The organism is Bradyrhizobium huanghuaihaiense (assembly GCF_007830635.1).
Lineage (GTDB): Bacteria > Pseudomonadota > Alphaproteobacteria > Rhizobiales > Xanthobacteraceae > Bradyrhizobium > Bradyrhizobium huanghuaihaiense.
In genome coordinates, this window is record NZ_VLLA01000020.1 from 80,946 (window position 1) to 99,219 (window position 18,274).

Below are 18,274 nucleotides of genomic sequence, written 5' to 3' on the forward strand. Positions count from 1 at the left end.
TCAGTCATTTCGGCGCCGTCGGCCGGTCCGGGACGAAGGATTTGTCGATGATCTTTTCGGCATCGATATCGGGTTCGACCATCTTCTGGCGTTTGAACCAGGCGATCTGACGGGCGATGTCGGCGCTGTCGAGCGCGGGATCGACGACCGACAGCCCGATGCGGAGCTGCTCGACCTTCTGCTCGGTGTATTTGGAGATGATCGCAAGCATCGCGTCACCTTCCTCGCTGCGGACGAATTTGCCGTCCGCAGCGCGTTTCAACAGCACGCGCGCATAGTCGTCGGCGCCGCGACGATAGACGGCCAGCACCTTCTCGACCAGCTTGCGGTTCTTCTCGATCGTCGCGGTCGAAGCCACGACGCAGCCGAGCATCCAGGGCGTCTCGTCGCCGACGAAGCCGAGCACGATCGCGTCGCCGGAGGCGACCACCGGGCTGATCGTGGTCGCGGCGGTGAGTGCCGCGTCGAGCTGGCCGCCCTTGATGGCCGCGGCGACATTCGGCAGCGATTGCAGTGGAACGACCCGGACGGATGTTACTTCGAATTTCAGCTTGTCGGCGATCAGGCCGAGCGAATAATGGAAAGTCGAGCCGACTTGCGTGATGCCGACGGAATGGCCGGGCAAGTCCTTCAGCGTCTTCAGGCCCGAATCATAGGCGCGCTTGGAGGCGACGTAGGCCGTGTTCTGGAAGCCGGGTGCCTCGCGCGCCGTGCCGGCAACCACCTTCAGTCCGCCCTTGCCCGCGAGGTTGTAGAACGCGGCCGTGAAGCCGGTGAAACCGATGTCGATATCGCCGGAGACGCTGGCTACCGCGATCGGCACGGCGGCATCGAAGAATTTCAGATCAGCCTCGATCCCTTCATGCTCGAAATAGCCGCGCTCCTTGGCGAGGAACAACGGGGCTGCCGAGGAGAGCTTCAACAGCCCGATGCGGACTCGTTCGGCCGCTTGCGCCGTGCCAGTGGCGAAGAAGGTGATCGTTGCCAGCGTCAGGACCAGTCGGCCTCTTGTCACGAAGCTTCTTATTGATATGCCCACTTCCGTCGTTTCCCTGCTTTGCTTGTTGTCCGGCCTGCGCCGATTTTGCGGCATTGTCGGCGATCTCCGGCGGGAATGCAAAGTCGGGAAGCGCGGGCGGCCTACTCCTCCGGCTCGGTCGTGAACAGCAGCGGATAGCCCTTGGCGCGGCCGGCGTCGGTGGCGCGGGTGGCCTTGGTCTCGGCGACGTCCTTGGTGAACACGGCGACCACGCAGGTGCCCAGCTTGTGCGCGGTGATCATCACCTTGTAGGCCTGATCCTCCGTCATGCGGAATTCGGCCTTCAGCACCATGGTGACGAATTCGCGCGGCGTGTAGTCGTCGTTGATCAGGATGACCTTGTGCAGCTTCGGCCGCTCGACCTTGGTCTTGGTCCTGGTTTTCGGCTTGGTGACGGTGTCGTTCATTCCGCCTCCTGGACACGGCGGGCTCGGGTTTCCGGCCGGAAGCGATCAGCTCGCGGCCTTCTCACCATATTGCAGGACCTGCACCTTCTCCAAGGTGATCAGCCCGCTCGACATCATGCTGTCAAGGATGGGCAGGAATGCGTTGATGTTGTCCTCGCTGTCGACGATCTCGATCAGCAGCGGCAGGTCTTCCGAGAGGCGCAGGATTTTCGAGGTGTGCAGCCGGCTCGACTTGCCGAATCCCATGGGACCACGCAGCACGGTGGCGCCGGCGAGGTGCAGCTCGCGCGCCCTCATCACGATCATTTCATAAAGCGGTTTGCCGTCATAATGGTCGCTCTCGCCGATGAAGATGCGGAGCGAAACTGCCTGATTGGGAATTTGCATGGTCAGCTCCTTTTCAAGCGGTTGTAGCGGCTCGCCAGCATATGCCCGGCCCACACCGACACCAGCCAGCAGACGACGGAGGACGCGACATAGGCGAGCGCGGTGTATTTCATGCCGCCATGGAACAGGCGAAAGGTTTCCAGGCTGAAGGCCGAGAAGGTGGTGTAGCCGCCGCAGAACCCGGTCATGACGAATTGCCGGTGCTCGGGCCGCGCCAGCACACGGCCATCAGGGCCGGTCAACGTTGCGTAGAAGCCGATGATCAGCGAGCCCGTGGCATTGATGAACAGCGTCGCGGTGGGGAAGGCGGGCCCGGTGTCGAGCAGAAGGGACACGAAATAGCGCGCCAGTCCGCCAAGGATGCTGCCGAAGGAAACCCAGGCATAGAGCACCGCACTGCGCCAGCGTTCGGTGGAAGGGGAGCCCATCAGCCTCTAGCCTCCCAGACGATCGGCAAGCAGGAAGCCGCAAGTCACGGCGGTGAGGCACAGCCCGACCGAGAAGACGACATTGCCGAGCGCATGCAGGGCCTCGCCGTTGCGGGCGAGCGTCAGCGTTTGCAGGCTGAACGAGGACACCGTGGTGTAGCAGCCGAGGAACCCGGTCACCGCGAACAGCCAGGGGTTGGGCGCGGCGAAGACCGAGTCCGGATGCGTTGCCAGCGCGCCGAAAATGCCGATCAGGAAGGCGCCAGTGACGTTGATGGTCATGGTGCCCCACGGAAACGTCTCACCCAGGCGCCGAGCGATTGCGCCGGAGACGAAGTAGCGCGCGCAGCCGCCCAGCACGCTGCCGATCATGATCGCGAGCACTCCACTCAGCACGATGAACCGCCTCCCGTCATTGCTTGCCCTCCGTTGCGAGACCGTTGCCGATGGCGAGCAGCCCCGCGAGCGACACCAGTGCGAAGCCGAGCCCGGCCAGGAACGTGCCGGCCGGGCCATAGGCATCCCACAGTGCGCCCGCGATCACGCTCGCCGCCAGCAGCGCAAGGCCCGTGAACAGGTTGAAATAGCCGAATGCGGTGCCGCGCAGGCTGGGCGGTGCGGCATCGGCGATGAGCGCCGAGAGCAGGCCTTGCGTCAATCCCATATGCAGTCCCCACAGCACGACGCCGAGCGCGAGGCCGCCAAGGTTCGGCAGCAGTGCGAGTGCGAGATCGGCGCCGGCGAGGAAGACGAGGCCGAGCGCGAGCAGGCCGGTGCGGTTGATGCGGTCCGACAGCACGCCGGCCGGATAGGCCGAGAGCGCGTAGGCGATGTTCATCAGCACCAGCACCGCCGGCACCCACATCGCATTGAGGCCGATGTTCTGCGCGCGCAGGATCAGGAAGGCCTCGCTGAAGCGCGCGAGCGTGAACACGACGCCGACCGCGACGACGCGCCAGTACACCGATCCGAGCTGCCGCATCGCGGCGGTGTTGAGCGGGTTCTTCGCGGACTCCCGGCTCGGGTCCGGCTCCGGCTCGTTCACGGCAAAGGCGATCAGGCCGAACGAGAGGAAGGCCGGCAGCACGGAGAACCAGAACACGAGGGCAAAATTGTCCGCCGTCCACCACATCAGGCCGATCGCGACGAGCGGCCCGACGAAGGCGCCGATGGTGTCGAGCGATTGCCGCAGGCCGAAGCTCGCGCCGCGCAGGCCGCGAGGGGCGATATCGGCGATCAGTGCATCGCGCGGCGCGCCGCGGATGCCCTTGCCGACGCGGTCGATGAAGCGCGCCGCCACCAGCCATCCGACGCTGGGCGCGAGCGGGAACAGCGGCTTGGTGAACGCGGCGAGCCCGTAGCCGAGCGCGGCGAGCAGCTTGCGGCGGCCGAGCCAGTCCGACAGCGCACCGGAGAAGATCTTTGTGATCGAGGCGGTGGCCTCCGCAATGCCCTCGATGAAGCCAACCGTGAGCGTGGACGCCCCGAGCACGGTGACGAGATAGACCGGCAGCAGCGCGTGGATCATCTCGGAGGAGATGTCCATCAGCATCGAGACGAACCCGAGCACCCAGATTCCCCTGGGCAGCCCCCTGCGCACAGCCTTCGGAGTCGTCGTCACGCCTTCTCCTTTTTCGCTTTCAGGCAACAAAAAACCCGCCATCGGCGGGTTTGTCCATGCTCCCGCCAAAGGCGGAGGCTCAATGATTGCCCCACCTCAAGCAGGAGTCATCAGCCCACTACGGTCAAGCCGCCGGGCGGTTGTCGGGGGACTCCATCCCCATCTGTGCGGCCAGCCTAGCATGGAAATCGCGCCGGACAAGTGGGCGGGGTGCGTGTCTCCACGCGCGTCACTGTCATTCCGGGGCTCGCGAAGCGAGAACCCTGGCGCGCTCTTGCGCGCCTGAGAATCTCGAGATTCCGGGTTCGGCTCTTCGAGCCGCCCGGAATGACGGAGCCTGTGGTCGCACGTGTTCCGGTGACGCAAGCGCGGCAACACGGCGGCAGCTTTGCGTAGCGCACACAAATTCCTAACTCGAATGTGAAGCGCAGGCGATCTTCGCACTTTGCGGCAAGGCGATTGCATGTCACCATCGCATCATACGACGGGAGACTGCGATGCGCTTGCTGTTCTCGATCGGGGCTGTGCTGGTGGCCGGCGTGCTTGCCGGGGGGGACGTCGCGGGCATAGCGGCACCAGGGCCAAAGTTTGAACCGCCCAGGAGCGAGCCGCAGCGGCTGGCAGCCGACAAGGATGCGCAGGCGGTCGATGTCGAGCTCATCCTCGCCGTCGACGTGTCCTACTCCATGGACATGGACGAGCTGGCGATCCAGCGCGAAGGCTACGCGCAGGCGATCCAGTCGAAAGAGTTTCTCCAGGCGCTGAAGATGGGTCCGAACGGGCGGATCGCGGTGACCTATTTCGAGTGGGCCGCCTCCACCGACCAGAAGATCATCATTCCCTGGCGGCTGGTCGACGGACCGGAGACCGCGGACGCGGTCGCCGCCGAAATCATGAAGACGCCGATCCGGCGCGCCTCGCGCACCTCGATCTCCGGCGCAATCACCTTCGCGATGCCGCTGTTCGACGAGGATCCCTATCGGGGCTTGCGCCGCGTCATCGACATCTCCGGCGACGGTCCCAACAACAATGGCAGCCCGGTCACGGTGGCGCGCGACGCCGCGCTCGAGAAGGGCATCGTCATCAACGGCCTGCCCATCATGGTCAAGGAGCCGTCCTATTCGACCATGGATATCGACAATCTCGACTACTATTACGAGGACTGCGTCGTCGGCGGTCCCGGCTCCTTCGTCATCGCGATCAAGGACCGCGACAAGTTCAAGGAGGCGATCCGCACCAAGTTGCTGATGGAGGTTGCCGGCCGCACGCCGGACCGCCCCGTGGTGCGCGTTGCCGACAAGGACAAGGAGCCGCGCGTCAACTGCCTGATCGGCGAGAAGATCTGGTCGGACCGCTGGGGACGCTAGATGCCCACCCCGGGTGAGACTTTTTGCCCGTCTCATCCGGCGGTTGAATTTAACCGCTCGTTAACCGGGGCGCGGGCCTAATCGGATTGTTTCTGCTTGTTTCCGGCCGTCTTCCTGGCTGGTCGGCAAGTGAACGTGAGCGGGGTGTCAGACCCGTATCCGAGCAACCCGATGGCCATCGTCACCTCGAGCACCAGCCAGATCTCGCCTGCCAACGAGCGGGTCTTCCACCAGAGCAGGCTGCTCGGTGAGTGGAAGGGCAATTGGGTCGGCAACAACCAGGATGTCAGCTTCAAGGTCGTGAACATCCGCGGTGCCCGGGCGCAGGTCGAGTACACCCATAACGGTCACACCGAGCGCGGCTTTGGCGAGGTCCAGGGCTCGCTTATCACCTTTGGCGGGGTCACGGTCGGCACCAAGGACGGCAAGAACATGGTGCTGTTGTTCTCGGTGGGCGGTGCCGGCAAGCAGACCGCCAATCTCGAGAAGCAGGACCCGCCGGCGTCCGACAGCCGCCTGATGGGCAGCTGGGGCGGCTATTCCAGCGATAACGGCAAGAGCGCGAGCTTCAAGGTTCTCTCCGTCAACGGCAAGGAGGCGCAGGTCAGCGTCACCACCGACGGCGTCACCCGCCAAGGCACCGGCTACGTCTACAAGAACGTCATCATGTTCGGCCAGGCGCAGATCGCGACCGACGACGGCAAGAACGGCAAGGTCATCTACCAGGTCGGCTCCAAGTCCTTCATGGTGCCCGTGACGAAATATCCGCCGGCGGATACATCGTCGTCTGTCGACAAGACCGCCTGAGCGCGTCGCGCTCCCGGCGGGCGGAGGGCGCTCCTCACCAGTTCGGCGGCCGCTTCTCCACGAACGCCCTCAAGCCCTCCTGCGCCTCGTCCGAGGTCGCGACGTTGCAGAAATCGTCCACGGCACTTGCAATGCTGCGCCGGTAGTCGAGATCGATCTGCCGCATGAAGGCGGCGCGGCCCATCCGCAGCACCGCGGCCGATTTCGCCGCGAATTGCGCCGCGAGCCTCCCGGTTTCCGCCTCGAGCTCGGCATCGGCGACGACACGGTTCACCACGCCGAGCTCGCGCGCTTCTGCGGCGCTGAAGACGCGCCCGGTGAACAGCAGCTCGAAGGCGCGGTGGCGTCCGACGATGCGCGGCAGATGCGCATAGTGGATGGCGGGGATCACCCCGACATCGATCTCGGGATAGCCGAACGTCGCGCTCTCGGAGGCCAGCACCACATCGCATGACACCGCCATGGTCATGCCGCCGCCGCGCGCAGCGCCTCCGACCGCGGCGATCGACGGCTTTCCGAGGCTGTACTGGGCGTCGTAGAGGTCGATGTAAAGCGCCTGAAGGAATTCGCGGATCTGGGCGCCTGATTTGCCAAGCAGGATGTCGAGGTCGAGCCCCGCCGAAAAGCGTTTTGCGATCGCGCTCGCCAGCACGACAACGCGCGCATCGCTATCGTCGGCAGCGCGGCGGAGCGCCGCCACCACCGCACGGATGACCTCGAGGCTCAGCGCGTTGACGGGTGGCCGGCGCAGCGTGATGCGCGCGATGTTGCCGACGCGTTCGTAAGTGACGGGAGTGTCTGATGTCACAAGGGGATCTCCGTGTTCAAGATGAACGGTGGCTGCGTCCACATCGTCATTGCGAGCGCAGCGAAGCAATCCAGGGTCTTTCCGCAGAACCAGTCTGGATTGCTTCGCTACGCTCGCAATGACGGCACTGGAAAGAGTGGCGCGAGCCGCTACTTCGCAGCCAGCGGCGGCAGCGGAGGCACGCTGTCGTTCGGCGCTTCGGCCTGCATGGTGATCAGCGTCATCGAGACCAGGTCGTAATAGCCGATCAGGCCGATGATATCCATGATGCCGCGCTCGCCGAATTTCTGCTGCGCGGCGCGATAGATCTCGTCGGACACCTTCTTGTCGCGATAGAGCGCCATCGCAAGATCGTAGAGCGCGGCCTCGTCGTCCTTCATCGCCGTTGGCCGCACGCCGTTGGCGACGTCCTTGGCGACCGCAGGATCGAGGCCGGCCTTCATCGCCAGCGGATAATGCGCGAACCATTCATACTGCGCCGTCCACTGCCTTGCGGTGATCAGGATCGCGAACTCGCTGAGGCGCGCCGGCAGTGACGAATTCCAGCGCAGATAGTCCGACATCGCCGAGAGCTTTGGCGCGAGCTCGGGATTGCGGATATAGGCGCGATAGGGCGGGTTGGTGAACTTGGCATTGCGCGGCGGCACCGCGATCGCGTCCGCCCATTCCTTCTGCGGCGGCGTCAGCTCGTCAGCCTTCAGCGGTATGAAGCGGGTCGGTTCGGCGGCATGGCTGGCGCTCGATATCGTCACGGTGAACAGCGCGGCCAGTGCCGGGCCCAGATATTTCATTTTCATCCTCCCATTCCGGCGGACTCGCTCCGCCTTGTTCGACCGCCAGCTTACGTTGCGGTTCGGCCCGTGCAAGACCTCGGCACGCATGCTAGGTTGCGCGCTGGAGATCGCTCGCGAGATGGAGGATTGATGACCAACGAACATCCGATGATGGCCGGCGCCGCCACCGTATTCGTCGTCTCCGACATCGCAGCCAGCCTCGCCTTTTACCGCGACGTACTCGGCTTCGAGGTCACCTTCGAATACGGCCAGCCGCTGTCCTATGTCTGCCTTTGCCGCGACGAGGTCGGCCTGCATCTGCTCGCGGCATCCAGAACGAAACGATTAGCCGGGCAGGGCGGTCTCTGCATTTTCGTTCGGGATGTCGACCAGCTCTATGCCGAAGTGTCAGCGCGCGGCGCCAGGCTGCTCAACCGGCCGGAGGACCGCGACTACGGCATGCGCGATTTCGACGTCGTCGATGCCGACGGCAACCAACTCACCTTCGGCATGGGGACGGACGCCGCGGCCTGACATCGTCGGCCGCGCGCGCCCGGCGTTGAATCAGATCCGCGCCTCGAGGATCAGATTGAACGGCGTCTCGGCGGCGCGGCGGAAGCGCGACAGGCCGCCTTCGCGCGCGACCTTGCGCAGCCGCGCTTCGCCCGCCTGCGCACCCAGCGCCAGGCCCACCTCCTGATCGAGCGAGGCCGGCGTGCAGATCATGGTCGAGGCTGCATAGTAGACCCGGCCGACCGGATTGAGATTGTCTTCGAGGCGATCGCCTGCGAACGGCTCGACCAGCATGCAGGTGCCGTCCTTGGCCATGGTCTCGCGCACGTGGCTGATGGCGCCGACGGGATCGCCCATGTCGTGCAGGCAATCGAAGAAGCAGACGAGATCGTAGCCTTCGGCCGGATAGGACTTGGCCGAGTGAACCGCGAAGGAGACCCGGTCGCCGAGTTTGGCCTCGTTGGCTCCCTTCCGCGCCGCCTCGATCGAGCCCTCGTGATAGTCGAAGCCGTAGAAGCGCGAGTTCGGGAAGGCTTCCGCCATCAGCCGCGTCGAGACGCCGTGTCCGCAGCCGACATCGGCGACCTTGGCACCACGCTTCAGCTTGTCCACGACGCCGTCGAGCGCAGGCAGCCACTCCTGCACCAGATGATGCATATAGCCGGTGCGGAAGAAGCGGGCGGTGCCGCAGAACAGGCACTCGCTGCGCCGGTTCCAGCCGACCCCCTTGCCGGTCTTGAACGCGTCCGTGATCTTCGGCTCGTCGAGAAACGCCGCGGCAATGACATTGCCGACCGCGCCGAGGAATACCGGGCTGTCCTGGTCGGCAAGCGCCATCGCCTGCTCCGGCAGCATCGAGAATTTTCCTGAAGTGGTATCGTATTCGATGTAGCCGGATGCCGCCTGGCTCGAGAGCCATTCGCGGACATAGCGCTCCGTCGTCCCGGTGGCGCTGGCGAGTTCGGCGGAGTTCATCGGCCCCTTGGCGGCGAGGGCGCGGTAGAGGCCGAGCTTGTCGCCCAGCAGGACCAGCGAGGCGTTCATCGCCGCCCCCACCTCGGTGATCATCTTGCCCATAAAGGCATTCAACCTGTCGGAATTGACCTCCATGATAGCCTCCATGCAATGACGGGCATTTTCAAAGGTCTGCGCAATCAAAGCGCGGGCGCGAGCTTGCGCGCGTCCCTTAAATGGGTCAATCCGACGCGGAGGAGGTTCAACGCGTCAGGAAGAGGTGATCGGGAACTGGATGAGGGCATCACTGGCACCGCGTCGCTGGTATTCGCACGCTCCTGGGCGTATAATTTACGAACTTTTTGACGGTCGCCTGAATGCCCAGCCTTGCACGTTCCTGTGGTCTTGCAACTCTCTTGATGCTCTGCTTCGGTGGAGCCCCCACTCATGCGCAGGTCGCACCCCTGAGATATTGGATCCCGGGTGGGGCCTTCGGCTATGGCGGCAGCGATGGCCAGAGCTCCGACACCTACGGCAATTTTCCGAGCTTCAATGCCGCCGACGCAGGCGGGCGTGCCAACTTTGCCAACGGCTTCTTCGTCGGCAGCCAGCGTGGCAACCTGAATTGGAGCGGCCTCAGTCAGACTGGCCTGGCCGGTAATTTCAGCGCGCTCTCCTATGACAGCACGCAGTTCGGCTACAACACCAAGACTGCGGGCGGCATGCCCGTCACGTTCTTTGCCGGTTTCGACACGCTGAAATATGGCAACGGCATCGGCAGCTCGATTGCGCCGCTGACATCCAGCACAGCACCGGGATACAGCGGGTTCGCCGGCGTCGAGTTCAAGCCGACCTCCAACCTCAGCCTGTCGTTCGGGGCCGGGTTCATCCAGCAGGACTCGAGCCGCATGGACAGCGATATCAGGTCGAACATGCTGCCCGGTGAGTCACCGGCGCTGAGTGGACTTCGGCGCTAAGAAAATTATCGCGTGAACTTCGCGACCAATTCCACATGCGGCGTGTGGCGGAACTGGTCGACCGGCACGACGCTCTCGATCTTGTAGCCGCCGTCGATCAAGAGCCGCGCGTCGCGGGCGAAGGTCGCGACGTTGCAGGACACCGCCACCACGACGGGAACCTTGCTCGCGGCGAGCTTCAGCGCCTGCGCCTGCGCGCCCTGGCGCGGGGGATCGAACACCACGGCATCGAAATCGCGCAGCTCCGGCGGCACCAGGGGGCGGCGGAACAGGTCGCGCGGCTCGGCCTTGATCGGCTTCAGGCTGGGCGTGCGCGCAGCCTTTGCGAGCGCGGCGATCGCACCGGCATCGCTGTCATAGGCGGTGACACGCGCCTTCTCGGCGAGCCGCAATGCAAACGGTCCGACGCCGCAGAAGAGGTCGAGAACCTCCTTGGCCTTGCCGACGCGCTCTGCGACCAGCGCGGCCAGCGTCTCTTCGCCGGCGACGGTGGCTTGCAGGAACGAGCCCGGCGGCAGTGTCACTTCCGCGCGGCCCATTCGCACGGTCGGGGCGAGACGCTGCAGCACCAGCTCGCCATGCCGTGTCAGCCGCGCCAGGCGATGCTGCTCGGCGATGCGCGACAATGCCGTAACGAGCGGCGTCGGCAGCGGGCCGGAGCCGCGCACGTCGACGTCGAGCCCGTTGAGGGTGGCGGTGACCTGGACGTCGAGCGGCTTGGTCACGGGCATTTTGGACGTCAGCGGCTCTGCGATCGCCCAGGCGGCATCGAGCGCGCCCTCGAGTGCGGGATCGAGGATCGGGCAGCGATGGATCGGGATGACGTCGTGCGAGCTCGTCGCGGAAAAGCCGACCTTGAGGACGTCATGCGTGCCGAACCGGCCATGCAGCGTGATGCGCCTGCGCCCCGCGCCATGGGCGTCGACCAGCGGCGCCACCTTGCAATCGAGGCCGGCCTGCGCCAGCGTCTCCACCACGGTGCCGCGCTTCCAGGCGTGATAAGGCTCCGCGGCCCAGTGCTGGATGGCGCAGCCACCGCAGACCCCGAAATGCGGACAGAACGGTTCGATGCGCTCGGGGCTGGCGACGTCCACCGCCAGCAGCTTGCGGCGGTCGGGATGGTGTCCCGCGACGTGATCGACCTCGACGGTCTCGCCTCGAAGTGTGTAGGGCACATAAACCGCATCGCCCGTGGTGAGCGAGACGCCGTCGCCGCGATGGCCGACATGATCGATGGTCAAGCGCTCAACCACGGCGCGCGCCCAGGAAGAATTCGATATTGCCGTCGCCGCCCGCGATCGAGGAGGGAAACACCTCGATGTCGGTGCAGCCGAGCGAGGCTGCAAACGCCGCGATGTCGTCGCAGATCGCCTGATGCACGGCGGCGTCGCGGATGATGCCCTTCTTGTTGTGCTTCCTGTCAGCCTCGAATTGCGGCTTGATCAGCGCCAGCAGGCTCATGGGCGCGGCCGCAAGCGACAGCGCCACGGGCAGCACGCTCTTGAGCGAGATGAAGCTGACATCGATCACGACGACATCGGGCCGGGCCGGCAGGCGCTTGCCGTCATAGGCGCGGATATCGGTCTCCTCCATCGATACGATTTTGGGATGACCGCGCAGCGAGGGATGTAGCTGGCTGGTGCCAACATCGACCGCGAACACCAGGCTCGCGCCGTTGGCCAGCAGCACTTCGGTGAAGCCGCCGGTGGAGGCACCGACATCGAGGCAGATATGGTCCTCGATCTCGATGGGATAGCGCTCCAGCGCGCCGGCGAGCTTGACGCCGCCGCGCGAGACGTAGGGGTGTGCGGGCTCGGCCTGGATCACCGCGTCCTCGCCGATGGTCTCCGACGGTTTTGAAACCGGTTTGTCGTCGGCGGTGACGAGGCCGGCCTCGATCGCCGCGCGCGCCCGTGCCCGGCTCTCGAACAGGCCGCGCTCGACCAGCAATACATCCGCGCGCTTGCGGGCAGGGGACATTGGCTCTCCAACGAGGATTGGCGCTTATTTAGCGATCAATCGCGCGGCCGCCATCCGGACGCAAGTCTCGAACGCGGCAAGATCGTGCCAGACGTCGATGGGCATCGAGGCAGGCGTCACCAGCGGGCAGCCGTGCAGCTCCAGCGCATGGATCATCATGAGATTCTCGACGAGGCCGAAGTCCTCGACCGTCAACCCCTGGGCATCGACCAGCCGCCCATCCTCGGAGGTGACCTCCATGAAGCGACCGACACGGTCGGCATAGACGGCCCCATCGTTGGAATAGGCCAGGCAGAATTTGCGGCGGCCGGCCATGTAGCCAAGCTCGTAGACGGTGCCGGGATCGGCGCCCGCGCCGCGGAACGGGGTAAGGTTGGCGATGATGGCATCGGCCGCATCCATCATGGCCTCGTTGCCACAAAAGATCTGCCGCGAGGCGTCGGGCGCGGTGAGGTCGATGGCGTTGTCGAGGGGATAAAGGCCGGTAAGCCCGTGCGCCGCACAGATCACAGCCTTGCGGCGGCCGATGTCGACGGCATCCGGCAGGAACACGTCGGGACCTGCCAGATAGATTTTCATGGGAGTGTATCGCTTCGCCGAAGGCCGAAGCTCGCCCTCAGGCGAGCTTGACCGTCTCGGCCTTCACGTCCTTGCCGAGCGCTTCGAACACCTTGGCGACGATGCCCTTGGCGTCGAGACCGGCGCGGCCGTACATCGCGGCGGGCGTGTCGTGGTCCTGGAACACGTCGGGCAGCACCATCGAACGGAACTTGACCATGCCGCTGTCGAGCGCGCCCTGGTCGGTCAGGAACTGCGCCACATGCGAGCCGAAGCCGCCGACCGAGCCTTCCTCGATCGTGATCAGGATCTCGTGGTCGCGGGCGAGCTTGAGCACCAGCTCGGTGTCGAGCGGCTTCATGAAGCGCGCATCCGCGATCGTGGTCGACAGGCCGTGCGCGGCGAGCTCGTCGGCCGCCTTCTCGCATTCGGCGAGGCGCGTGCCGAAGGAGAGCAGGGCGATCTTGCTGCCCTGGCGGATCATGCGGCCCTTGCCGACCTCGAGCGGAATGCCGACTTCGGGCATCTCGATGCCGCGGCCTTCGCCGCGCGGATAGCGCAGCGAGCTCGGGCGGTCGTTGATCGCGACCTGCGTCGCCACCATGTGCACGAGCTCGGCTTCGTCCGCCGCCGCCATGATCACCATGTTGGGCAGACAGCCGAGATAGGCGTTGTCGAACGAGCCGGCATGCGTTGCGCCGTCGGCGCCGACGAGGCCGGCGCGGTCGATGGCGAAGCGCACGGGCAGGTTCTGGATCGCGACGTCATGCACGATCTGGTCGTAGCCGCGTTGCAGGAAGGTCGAGTAGATCGCGCAGAACGGCTTGTAGCCTTCACTGGCAAGACCTGCGGCGAAGGTCACCGCGTGCTGCTCGGCGATGCCGACGTCGAAGGTGCGGTCCGGGAAGGCCTTGTTGAAGATGTCGACGCCAGTGCCCGACGGCATCGCCGCGGTGATGGCGACGATCTTGTCGTCCTTCTGCGCTTCCTTGACGAGGCTCGCGCCGAACACGTTCTGATAGGCCGGCGCATTCGGCTTGGCCTTGGCTTGCGTGCCGGTCGCGACGTCGAACTTGACGACGGCATGGTACTTGTCGGCGGAAGCTTCCGCCGGGCCGTAGCCCTTGCCCTTCTGGGTCACGACGTGGACCAGGATCGGGCCTTCCTCCATGTCGCGCACGTTCTTCAGCACGGGCAGGAGGTGGTCGAGGTTATGGCCGTCGATCGGGCCGACGTAATAGAAGCCGAGCTCCTCGAACAGCGTGCCGCCGTCCATCATGAAGCCGCGCGAATATTCCTCGACGCGGTTGGCGCGGTTGGCGATGATCTTGGGCAGGCGCTTGTTGATCTGCTTGGCCGCCTCGCGCAGCGTGCGATAGGTCTTGCCGGAGTAGAGCCGCGACAGATAGGCGCTCATGGCGCCGACTGGCGGCGCGATCGACATGTCGTTGTCGTTGAGGATGACGATCAGGCGCGAGTTCATCGCACCGGCATTGTTCATGGCCTCATAGGCCATGCCGGCCGACATCGCACCGTCACCGATCACGGCGATGACGTTGTTCTTGCCGCCGGAGAGGTCGCGTGCCACGGCCATGCCGAGGCCGGCGGAGATCGAGGTCGAGGAATGCGCCGCGCCGAACGGATCGTAGTCGCTCTCGCTGCGCTTGGTGAAGCCGGACAGGCCGCCGCCGGTGCGCAGCGTGCGAATGCGGTCGCGCCGGCCGGTGAGGATCTTGTGCGGATAGGCCTGGTGGCCGACGTCCCAGATCAGGCGGTCGCGCGGCGTATCGAAGACATAATGGATCGCGGTGGTGAGCTCGACCACGCCGAGGCCCGCGCCGAAGTGACCGCCGGTCACCGAGACGGCGTCGATGGTCTCCTGCCGCAGCTCGTCGGCGACCTGGCGAACCTGCTCGATCTTAAGCTTGCGCAGGTCTTCCGGCGTCCGGATGGTGTCGAGAAGCGGCGTCTTACTGTATGCGTTCACGGCGATTTCCAATTTGTCAGCACCGGAAGATCGTTCCGGTGCGCGATGGGTTTGCACAATATCGGCGCAGCGCGAGTCCTTAAACCGTCGGAGCCACCTGCATGGGGCAAGGCCCCGTCTTCAAGCTTAGGTGAGCTTAGGTGCGCTCCGGTTCAGTCTCTGTGATCCCTGTCACTTAGATCGGCTTCGTCCGTCCCAGCCAATTTCATTAGCAATTTGAAGCGCTTGTCGTTGGTAATCAGTGCCCACGCAAGGCTTACAAAAAGCCACACTCCGCGCAGCTTTACACCAAAGCTTGGGCCAAAGCCAACCCGCTGGGCCGATTACGGGCATGCACGTGCAACCCCCGGGCCAGAGTGGTTAATCGCGGCGCCGGCGGGGGGTTCCAGACTTGCCCGGTTCCGGGGCAGTATTTTTGAGCGGAAGCAACCGCTTTTTCGCCGGATTCGAGGGCCGGGTGGCCCTCCGGAGACGGTTCCCAGATCCTCATCCCGGGTCGGCCTGCCGCGTCCGAGGAATCCAGCGGCGTGCGATCATGAAAAAATGCAGGCTTCAGATGCCCGAACGGGGGCTCGACGTCTGCCTTACTGGACGTCGAGCGGTGCGGTTCCGGTGGGCTGGCCGCTGGCATCGGTGGTGATCTTGTCGACGCGGGCCTCGGCTTGGCGCAACAGTTCCTCGCAGCGGCGCTTCAGGGCCTCGCCGCGCTCGTAGATCGTCACGGATTCCTCGAGCGGCACCTTGCCGTCCTCGAGCCGCTTCACGATCGTTTCGAGTTCCTCGATCGCGCGCTCGAAGGTGAGCCTGGAGACGTCGATTTGGGTGTTTTCGGCCATATCCGTTTCCGATTGCCCGGTTCGCATGCCTTGCAGTGAAGGCGGGTTTTGCGGGCTTAATGTGGCGAGTGCTTTCAAGCGCCCATCAGGGCGCCGACATGCGCCGTAACAGATTCTTTCAGTCCTTGCAGGTCATAGCCGCCCTCGAGCACCGAAACAACGCGGCCCCCGGCAGACTTGTCGGCGAGGTCCATCAGCTTGCGCGTCACCCAGGCGTAGTCTTCGGCGCGCAGGTTCAGCGACGCCAGCGGATCGCGGTAATGCGCATCGAAGCCGGCCGAGATGATGAGCAGCTCGGGGCTGAATTTTTCGAGCTGCGGCAGGATCAGATTCTCGAATGCGGAACGGAATTCCGGCCCGCCGTCTTCTGACGCCAGCGGCGCGTTGACGATGGTGTCGTGGTCGCCGCGCTCGCTCTTCGCACCTGTGCCCGGAAACAGCGGCATCTGGTGCGTCGAGCAGTACATCACGGTCGGGTCCGACCAGAAGATGTCCTGCGTGCCGTTGCCGTGATGCACGTCAAAATCGACGATGGCCGCGCGCTTGATGCCGTATTTGCGCTGCGCATGGCGCGCGGCGATCGCGACATTGTCGAAGAAGCAGAAGCCCATCGGCTTGCCGATCTCGGCGTGATGGCCGGGCGGGCGCACCGCGACGAAGGCGTTGCGGTGCTCGCCATTCATCACGGCTTCGGTCGCCGCCACCGCACCGCCGACGCCGCGCATCACCGCCTCCCACGTGCCCGGGGACATCGAGGTGTCGCCGTCGATATAGACCTGGCCGCTGGTCGGCGCGATGTGGCGCAGCTCGGTGACGTAATGCTCGTTGTGGCACAGCGTGACGAGATCGAGATCGCCCTCCGGCGCCTGGTCGCGAACCAGGAACTGGAAACGCTCATGCGACAGCGCTTCCTCCACCGCGCGCAGGCGATCGGGCCGTTCGGGGTGTCCCGGCGGCGTGACGTGGTCGAGGCAGGCCTTGTGGGAAAGAAGAAGCGTGCTCATCAGGTCGGGCTCACTGGGAATGGGCTCTTGACGTCGCTTGGCCCATCCGGCGCCAAAACGCAATGCCAAACCCAATCTATGCGCTTGGATGGGAATGGCAAAGGGTTGTCCCGTTCCGGCCCGTTTGATCCGGATCAATTCACGCGCAGGATGCGGCTCAGTGGCAGCGGTCCAATCGGCCCGTGCGCCCGGAAAAAGGCGAACAGCGCATCGGCGTCGTAGCCGCCATATTGCGGCGCCGCGCCCTGCTTGGCGACCGTGAATCCGTCGCCGCCGACGGCGAGGTAATCGTTGAGGGTGACGCGGTAGCCGCTGGCCTGCTCGATCGGCCTGCCGCTGAGCGTCATCTTGTCAGCCATCACGCGCTCGCCGAACGGCTTCGAGCTATCCCAGGTGTAGCTGAACCCGTTCGACACCTGCAGGATCCGCGGCCGCTTCGGATCGAGCCATTGTTGTTCCAGCATGTCCTTGAGCTGGCTGCCGGTCAGCGTCATGGTGACGAGGCGATTGCGAAACGGCTGGCTGGCGAAGACATCGCCGAACGTTATCGCGCCGTTCTCCTTCGGAACGATATCGGTGCGGATTCCGCCGGGATTGGTGAGCGCGATGACGGCGCCGCCATCCTTGGCGTCCCTGGTCGCTGCGAGCTGAGCATCCGCAATGATGTCGCCGAGCGCGCTTTCGCCGGCCTCGTTCGGAACGCGCGAGAGCGTCTGCGTCACCGATCCGGCCGGCCGGTTGGCAATCGGCGCGGACAGCTTGTCATAGGCGTCGATCAATGCGGTCTGTTCCGGGTCCTTCGCGAGCGAGGCATTGGCGACGATGACGTTCTCGCCCCTGGCGCCGACGATGTCGCGGGTCACAGGATCGAGCTTGAGGTCGATCGCCGTGACCAGCGTGCCGTATTTGTCGCCGCTGGTGACGAGCCGGCCGTCGATATCGCAGACATAGGCGCGGTGGGTGTGGCCGCTGACGACGACGTCGACCGCGCGATCGAATTTTTTCACGATGTCGACGATGGGCCCCGTAATGGCGGGGCATTCGTTGTAGTCGCCCGAGGGCTCGCCGCCCTGGTGGATCAGCACCACGATCGCTTCGACGCCGCGCGCCTTCAGTTGCGGCACCAGCGCGTTCACCGTCTCGGCCTCGTCGCGGAATTCGAGCCCGGCAATGCCTGATGGCGAGACGATGCCCGCGGTCTCCTTCAGGGTCAGTCCGATGAAGGCGACGGGGATGCCGTCGAACTCCCTGATCTCGTAGGGCGGCAGCGCGGTCTTGCCGGTCGCGGTCTCGATTGTGGAGGCCGCGAGATAATGGAATTTGGCGCCCGTGAACGGATGCGGGCCCTGGCAGCCGTCGAGCGGATGGCAGCCGCCGTTCTGCATCCGCAAAAGCTCTGTCTTGCCCTCGTCGAATTCGTGATTGCCGACCGAGGTGATCGCAAGCCCCATCATCGAGAGCGACTCGATCGAGGGCTCGTCGTGGAACATCGCCGACAGGAACGGGCTCGCCCCGATCAAATCGCCGGCGGCAACGAAGATCGTGTTCTTGTGCCCTTCGCGCAACTGCTTGACCAGCGTCGCCATGTACTCGGCGCCGCCGGCAGCGACCATCACCTTCCTGCTCTTATCTTCGGGATCATTGATGCGGATGCCGCCGGGCGGCGGCCGCAGATTGCCGTGGAAATCATTGATAGCGAGAATGCGCAGCTCGACGGGGGCGGCGGTCTGGGCAGAGGCGGGAAGGGCGCAGGTCAGCGCGAGTGCAGCAAGGATGGATCGGTATTGCATGGAGCCAGACTAGTCGTTCGACGCGAAGATTTCACGAA

The 18,274-nt window shown here is 64.8% G+C and carries 20 protein-coding genes and 1 riboswitch; of the genes, 4 read left to right on the forward strand and 16 right to left on the reverse strand.

Annotated features, from left to right (window positions below; all coding sequences use genetic code 11):
- Nucleotides 1–4 precede the first annotated feature (4 nt).
- The 6 genes from IQ16_RS31720 to IQ16_RS31745 all read right to left on the reverse strand — a co-directional run bounded on the left by IQ16_RS31720 (nt 5) and on the right by IQ16_RS31745 (nt 3,924).
- Nucleotides 5–1,015 (reverse strand): ABC transporter substrate-binding protein, encoded by a 1,011-nt coding sequence (locus IQ16_RS31720; RefSeq protein ID WP_018648663.1) that lies wholly within the window; start codon nt 1,013–1,015, stop codon nt 5–7.
- Nucleotides 1,016–1,140: 125 nt separating this feature from the next.
- On the reverse strand, nt 1,141–1,446 hold the full coding sequence (clpS, locus tag IQ16_RS31725) for an ATP-dependent Clp protease adapter ClpS (protein ID WP_018648662.1): 306 nt from the start codon (nt 1,444–1,446) through the stop codon (nt 1,141–1,143).
- A gap of 45 nt (nt 1,447–1,491) precedes the next feature.
- Entirely contained in the window at nt 1,492–1,833 is a 342-nt protein-coding gene (locus IQ16_RS31730; protein ID WP_018648661.1) for a DUF190 domain-containing protein, read from the reverse strand.
- 2 nt (nt 1,834–1,835) lie between these two features.
- Nucleotides 1,836–2,261 carry a fluoride efflux transporter CrcB gene (crcB, locus tag IQ16_RS31735; protein ID WP_018648660.1) on the reverse strand — a complete coding sequence of 142 codons (426 nt, stop codon included), beginning with the start codon at nt 2,259–2,261 and terminating at the stop codon, nt 1,836–1,838.
- Nucleotides 2,262–2,267: 6 nt separating this feature from the next.
- Nucleotides 2,268–2,657, reverse strand: a complete 390-nt coding sequence (gene crcB / locus IQ16_RS31740; RefSeq protein ID WP_026312954.1) for a fluoride efflux transporter CrcB — start codon at nt 2,655–2,657, stop codon at nt 2,268–2,270.
- A gap of 16 nt (nt 2,658–2,673) precedes the next feature.
- A complete protein-coding gene (locus IQ16_RS31745; protein ID WP_026312953.1) occupies nt 2,674–3,924 on the reverse strand; it encodes an MFS transporter in 1,251 nt (416 codons plus the stop codon).
- Nucleotides 3,925–3,976: 52 nt separating this feature from the next.
- Nucleotides 3,977–4,052: riboswitch (Fluoride riboswitch) on the reverse strand.
- A gap of 327 nt (nt 4,053–4,379) precedes the next feature.
- Between IQ16_RS31745 and IQ16_RS31750 the strand changes: the two genes are divergently transcribed.
- Together IQ16_RS31750 and IQ16_RS31755 are read left to right on the forward strand one after the other, a co-directional pair.
- A complete protein-coding gene (locus tag IQ16_RS31750) occupies nt 4,380–5,249 on the forward strand; it encodes a DUF1194 domain-containing protein (protein WP_018648658.1) in 870 nt (289 codons plus the stop codon).
- 171 nt (nt 5,250–5,420) lie between these two features.
- A complete protein-coding gene (locus IQ16_RS31755) occupies nt 5,421–6,056 on the forward strand; it encodes a hypothetical protein (RefSeq protein WP_018648657.1) in 636 nt (211 codons plus the stop codon).
- A 34-nt stretch (nt 6,057–6,090) separates the two neighbouring features.
- Here the strand turns inward: IQ16_RS31755 and IQ16_RS31760 are convergent, their stop codons facing one another.
- Both IQ16_RS31760 and IQ16_RS31765 read right to left on the reverse strand, forming a co-directional pair.
- The gene (locus IQ16_RS31760) at nt 6,091–6,864 is read right to left on the reverse strand and encodes an enoyl-CoA hydratase/isomerase family protein (RefSeq protein WP_018648656.1); all 774 of its coding nucleotides are present in this window, start codon (nt 6,862–6,864) and stop codon (nt 6,091–6,093) included.
- A 149-nt stretch (nt 6,865–7,013) separates the two neighbouring features.
- Nucleotides 7,014–7,655 carry a carboxymuconolactone decarboxylase family protein gene (locus IQ16_RS31765; RefSeq protein WP_244635939.1) on the reverse strand — a complete coding sequence of 214 codons (642 nt, stop codon included), beginning with the start codon at nt 7,653–7,655 and terminating at the stop codon, nt 7,014–7,016.
- Nucleotides 7,656–7,787: 132 nt separating this feature from the next.
- On the opposite strand from IQ16_RS31765, the gene IQ16_RS31770 reads away from it, so the two are divergent.
- Nucleotides 7,788–8,171, forward strand: a complete 384-nt coding sequence (locus IQ16_RS31770; protein WP_018648653.1) for a bleomycin resistance protein — start codon at nt 7,788–7,790, stop codon at nt 8,169–8,171.
- A 30-nt stretch (nt 8,172–8,201) separates the two neighbouring features.
- Here IQ16_RS31770 and IQ16_RS31775 read toward each other — a convergent pair whose 3' ends face one another.
- On the reverse strand, nt 8,202–9,260 hold the full coding sequence (locus IQ16_RS31775; RefSeq protein ID WP_035668628.1) for a class I SAM-dependent methyltransferase: 1,059 nt from the start codon (nt 9,258–9,260) through the stop codon (nt 8,202–8,204).
- Between the two features lie 221 nt (nt 9,261–9,481).
- Between IQ16_RS31775 and IQ16_RS31780 the strand changes: the two genes are divergently transcribed.
- Nucleotides 9,482–10,081: a hypothetical protein gene (locus IQ16_RS31780; protein ID WP_026312951.1), complete on the forward strand. Its 600-nt coding sequence runs from the start codon at nt 9,482–9,484 to the stop codon at nt 10,079–10,081.
- Between the two features lie 5 nt (nt 10,082–10,086).
- Here IQ16_RS31780 and IQ16_RS31785 read toward each other — a convergent pair whose 3' ends face one another.
- The 7 genes from IQ16_RS31785 to IQ16_RS31815 all read right to left on the reverse strand — a co-directional run bounded on the left by IQ16_RS31785 (nt 10,087) and on the right by IQ16_RS31815 (nt 18,236).
- Nucleotides 10,087–11,334: a class I SAM-dependent RNA methyltransferase gene (locus IQ16_RS31785; RefSeq protein WP_018648650.1), complete on the reverse strand. Its 1,248-nt coding sequence runs from the start codon at nt 11,332–11,334 to the stop codon at nt 10,087–10,089.
- Entirely contained in the window at nt 11,327–12,061 is a 735-nt protein-coding gene (locus IQ16_RS31790) for a TlyA family RNA methyltransferase (RefSeq protein ID WP_018648649.1), read from the reverse strand. Before IQ16_RS31790 ends, IQ16_RS31785 begins: the two co-directional genes overlap by 8 nt.
- A 24-nt stretch (nt 12,062–12,085) precedes the next feature.
- Nucleotides 12,086–12,640: a nucleoside 2-deoxyribosyltransferase gene (locus tag IQ16_RS31795; protein WP_018648648.1), complete on the reverse strand. Its 555-nt coding sequence runs from the start codon at nt 12,638–12,640 to the stop codon at nt 12,086–12,088.
- A 37-nt stretch (nt 12,641–12,677) separates the two neighbouring features.
- Nucleotides 12,678–14,606 (reverse strand): 1-deoxy-D-xylulose-5-phosphate synthase, encoded by a 1,929-nt coding sequence (dxs, locus tag IQ16_RS31800; RefSeq protein ID WP_026312950.1) that lies wholly within the window; start codon nt 14,604–14,606, stop codon nt 12,678–12,680.
- A gap of 584 nt (nt 14,607–15,190) precedes the next feature.
- Entirely contained in the window at nt 15,191–15,442 is a 252-nt protein-coding gene (locus IQ16_RS31805) for an exodeoxyribonuclease VII small subunit (RefSeq protein ID WP_018648646.1), read from the reverse strand.
- A 74-nt stretch (nt 15,443–15,516) separates the two neighbouring features.
- On the reverse strand, nt 15,517–16,446 hold the full coding sequence (locus IQ16_RS31810; protein WP_018648645.1) for a histone deacetylase family protein: 930 nt from the start codon (nt 16,444–16,446) through the stop codon (nt 15,517–15,519).
- A gap of 134 nt (nt 16,447–16,580) precedes the next feature.
- On the reverse strand, nt 16,581–18,236 hold the full coding sequence (locus IQ16_RS31815; RefSeq protein ID WP_018648644.1) for a bifunctional metallophosphatase/5'-nucleotidase: 1,656 nt from the start codon (nt 18,234–18,236) through the stop codon (nt 16,581–16,583).
- Nucleotides 18,237–18,274 lie beyond the last annotated feature (38 nt).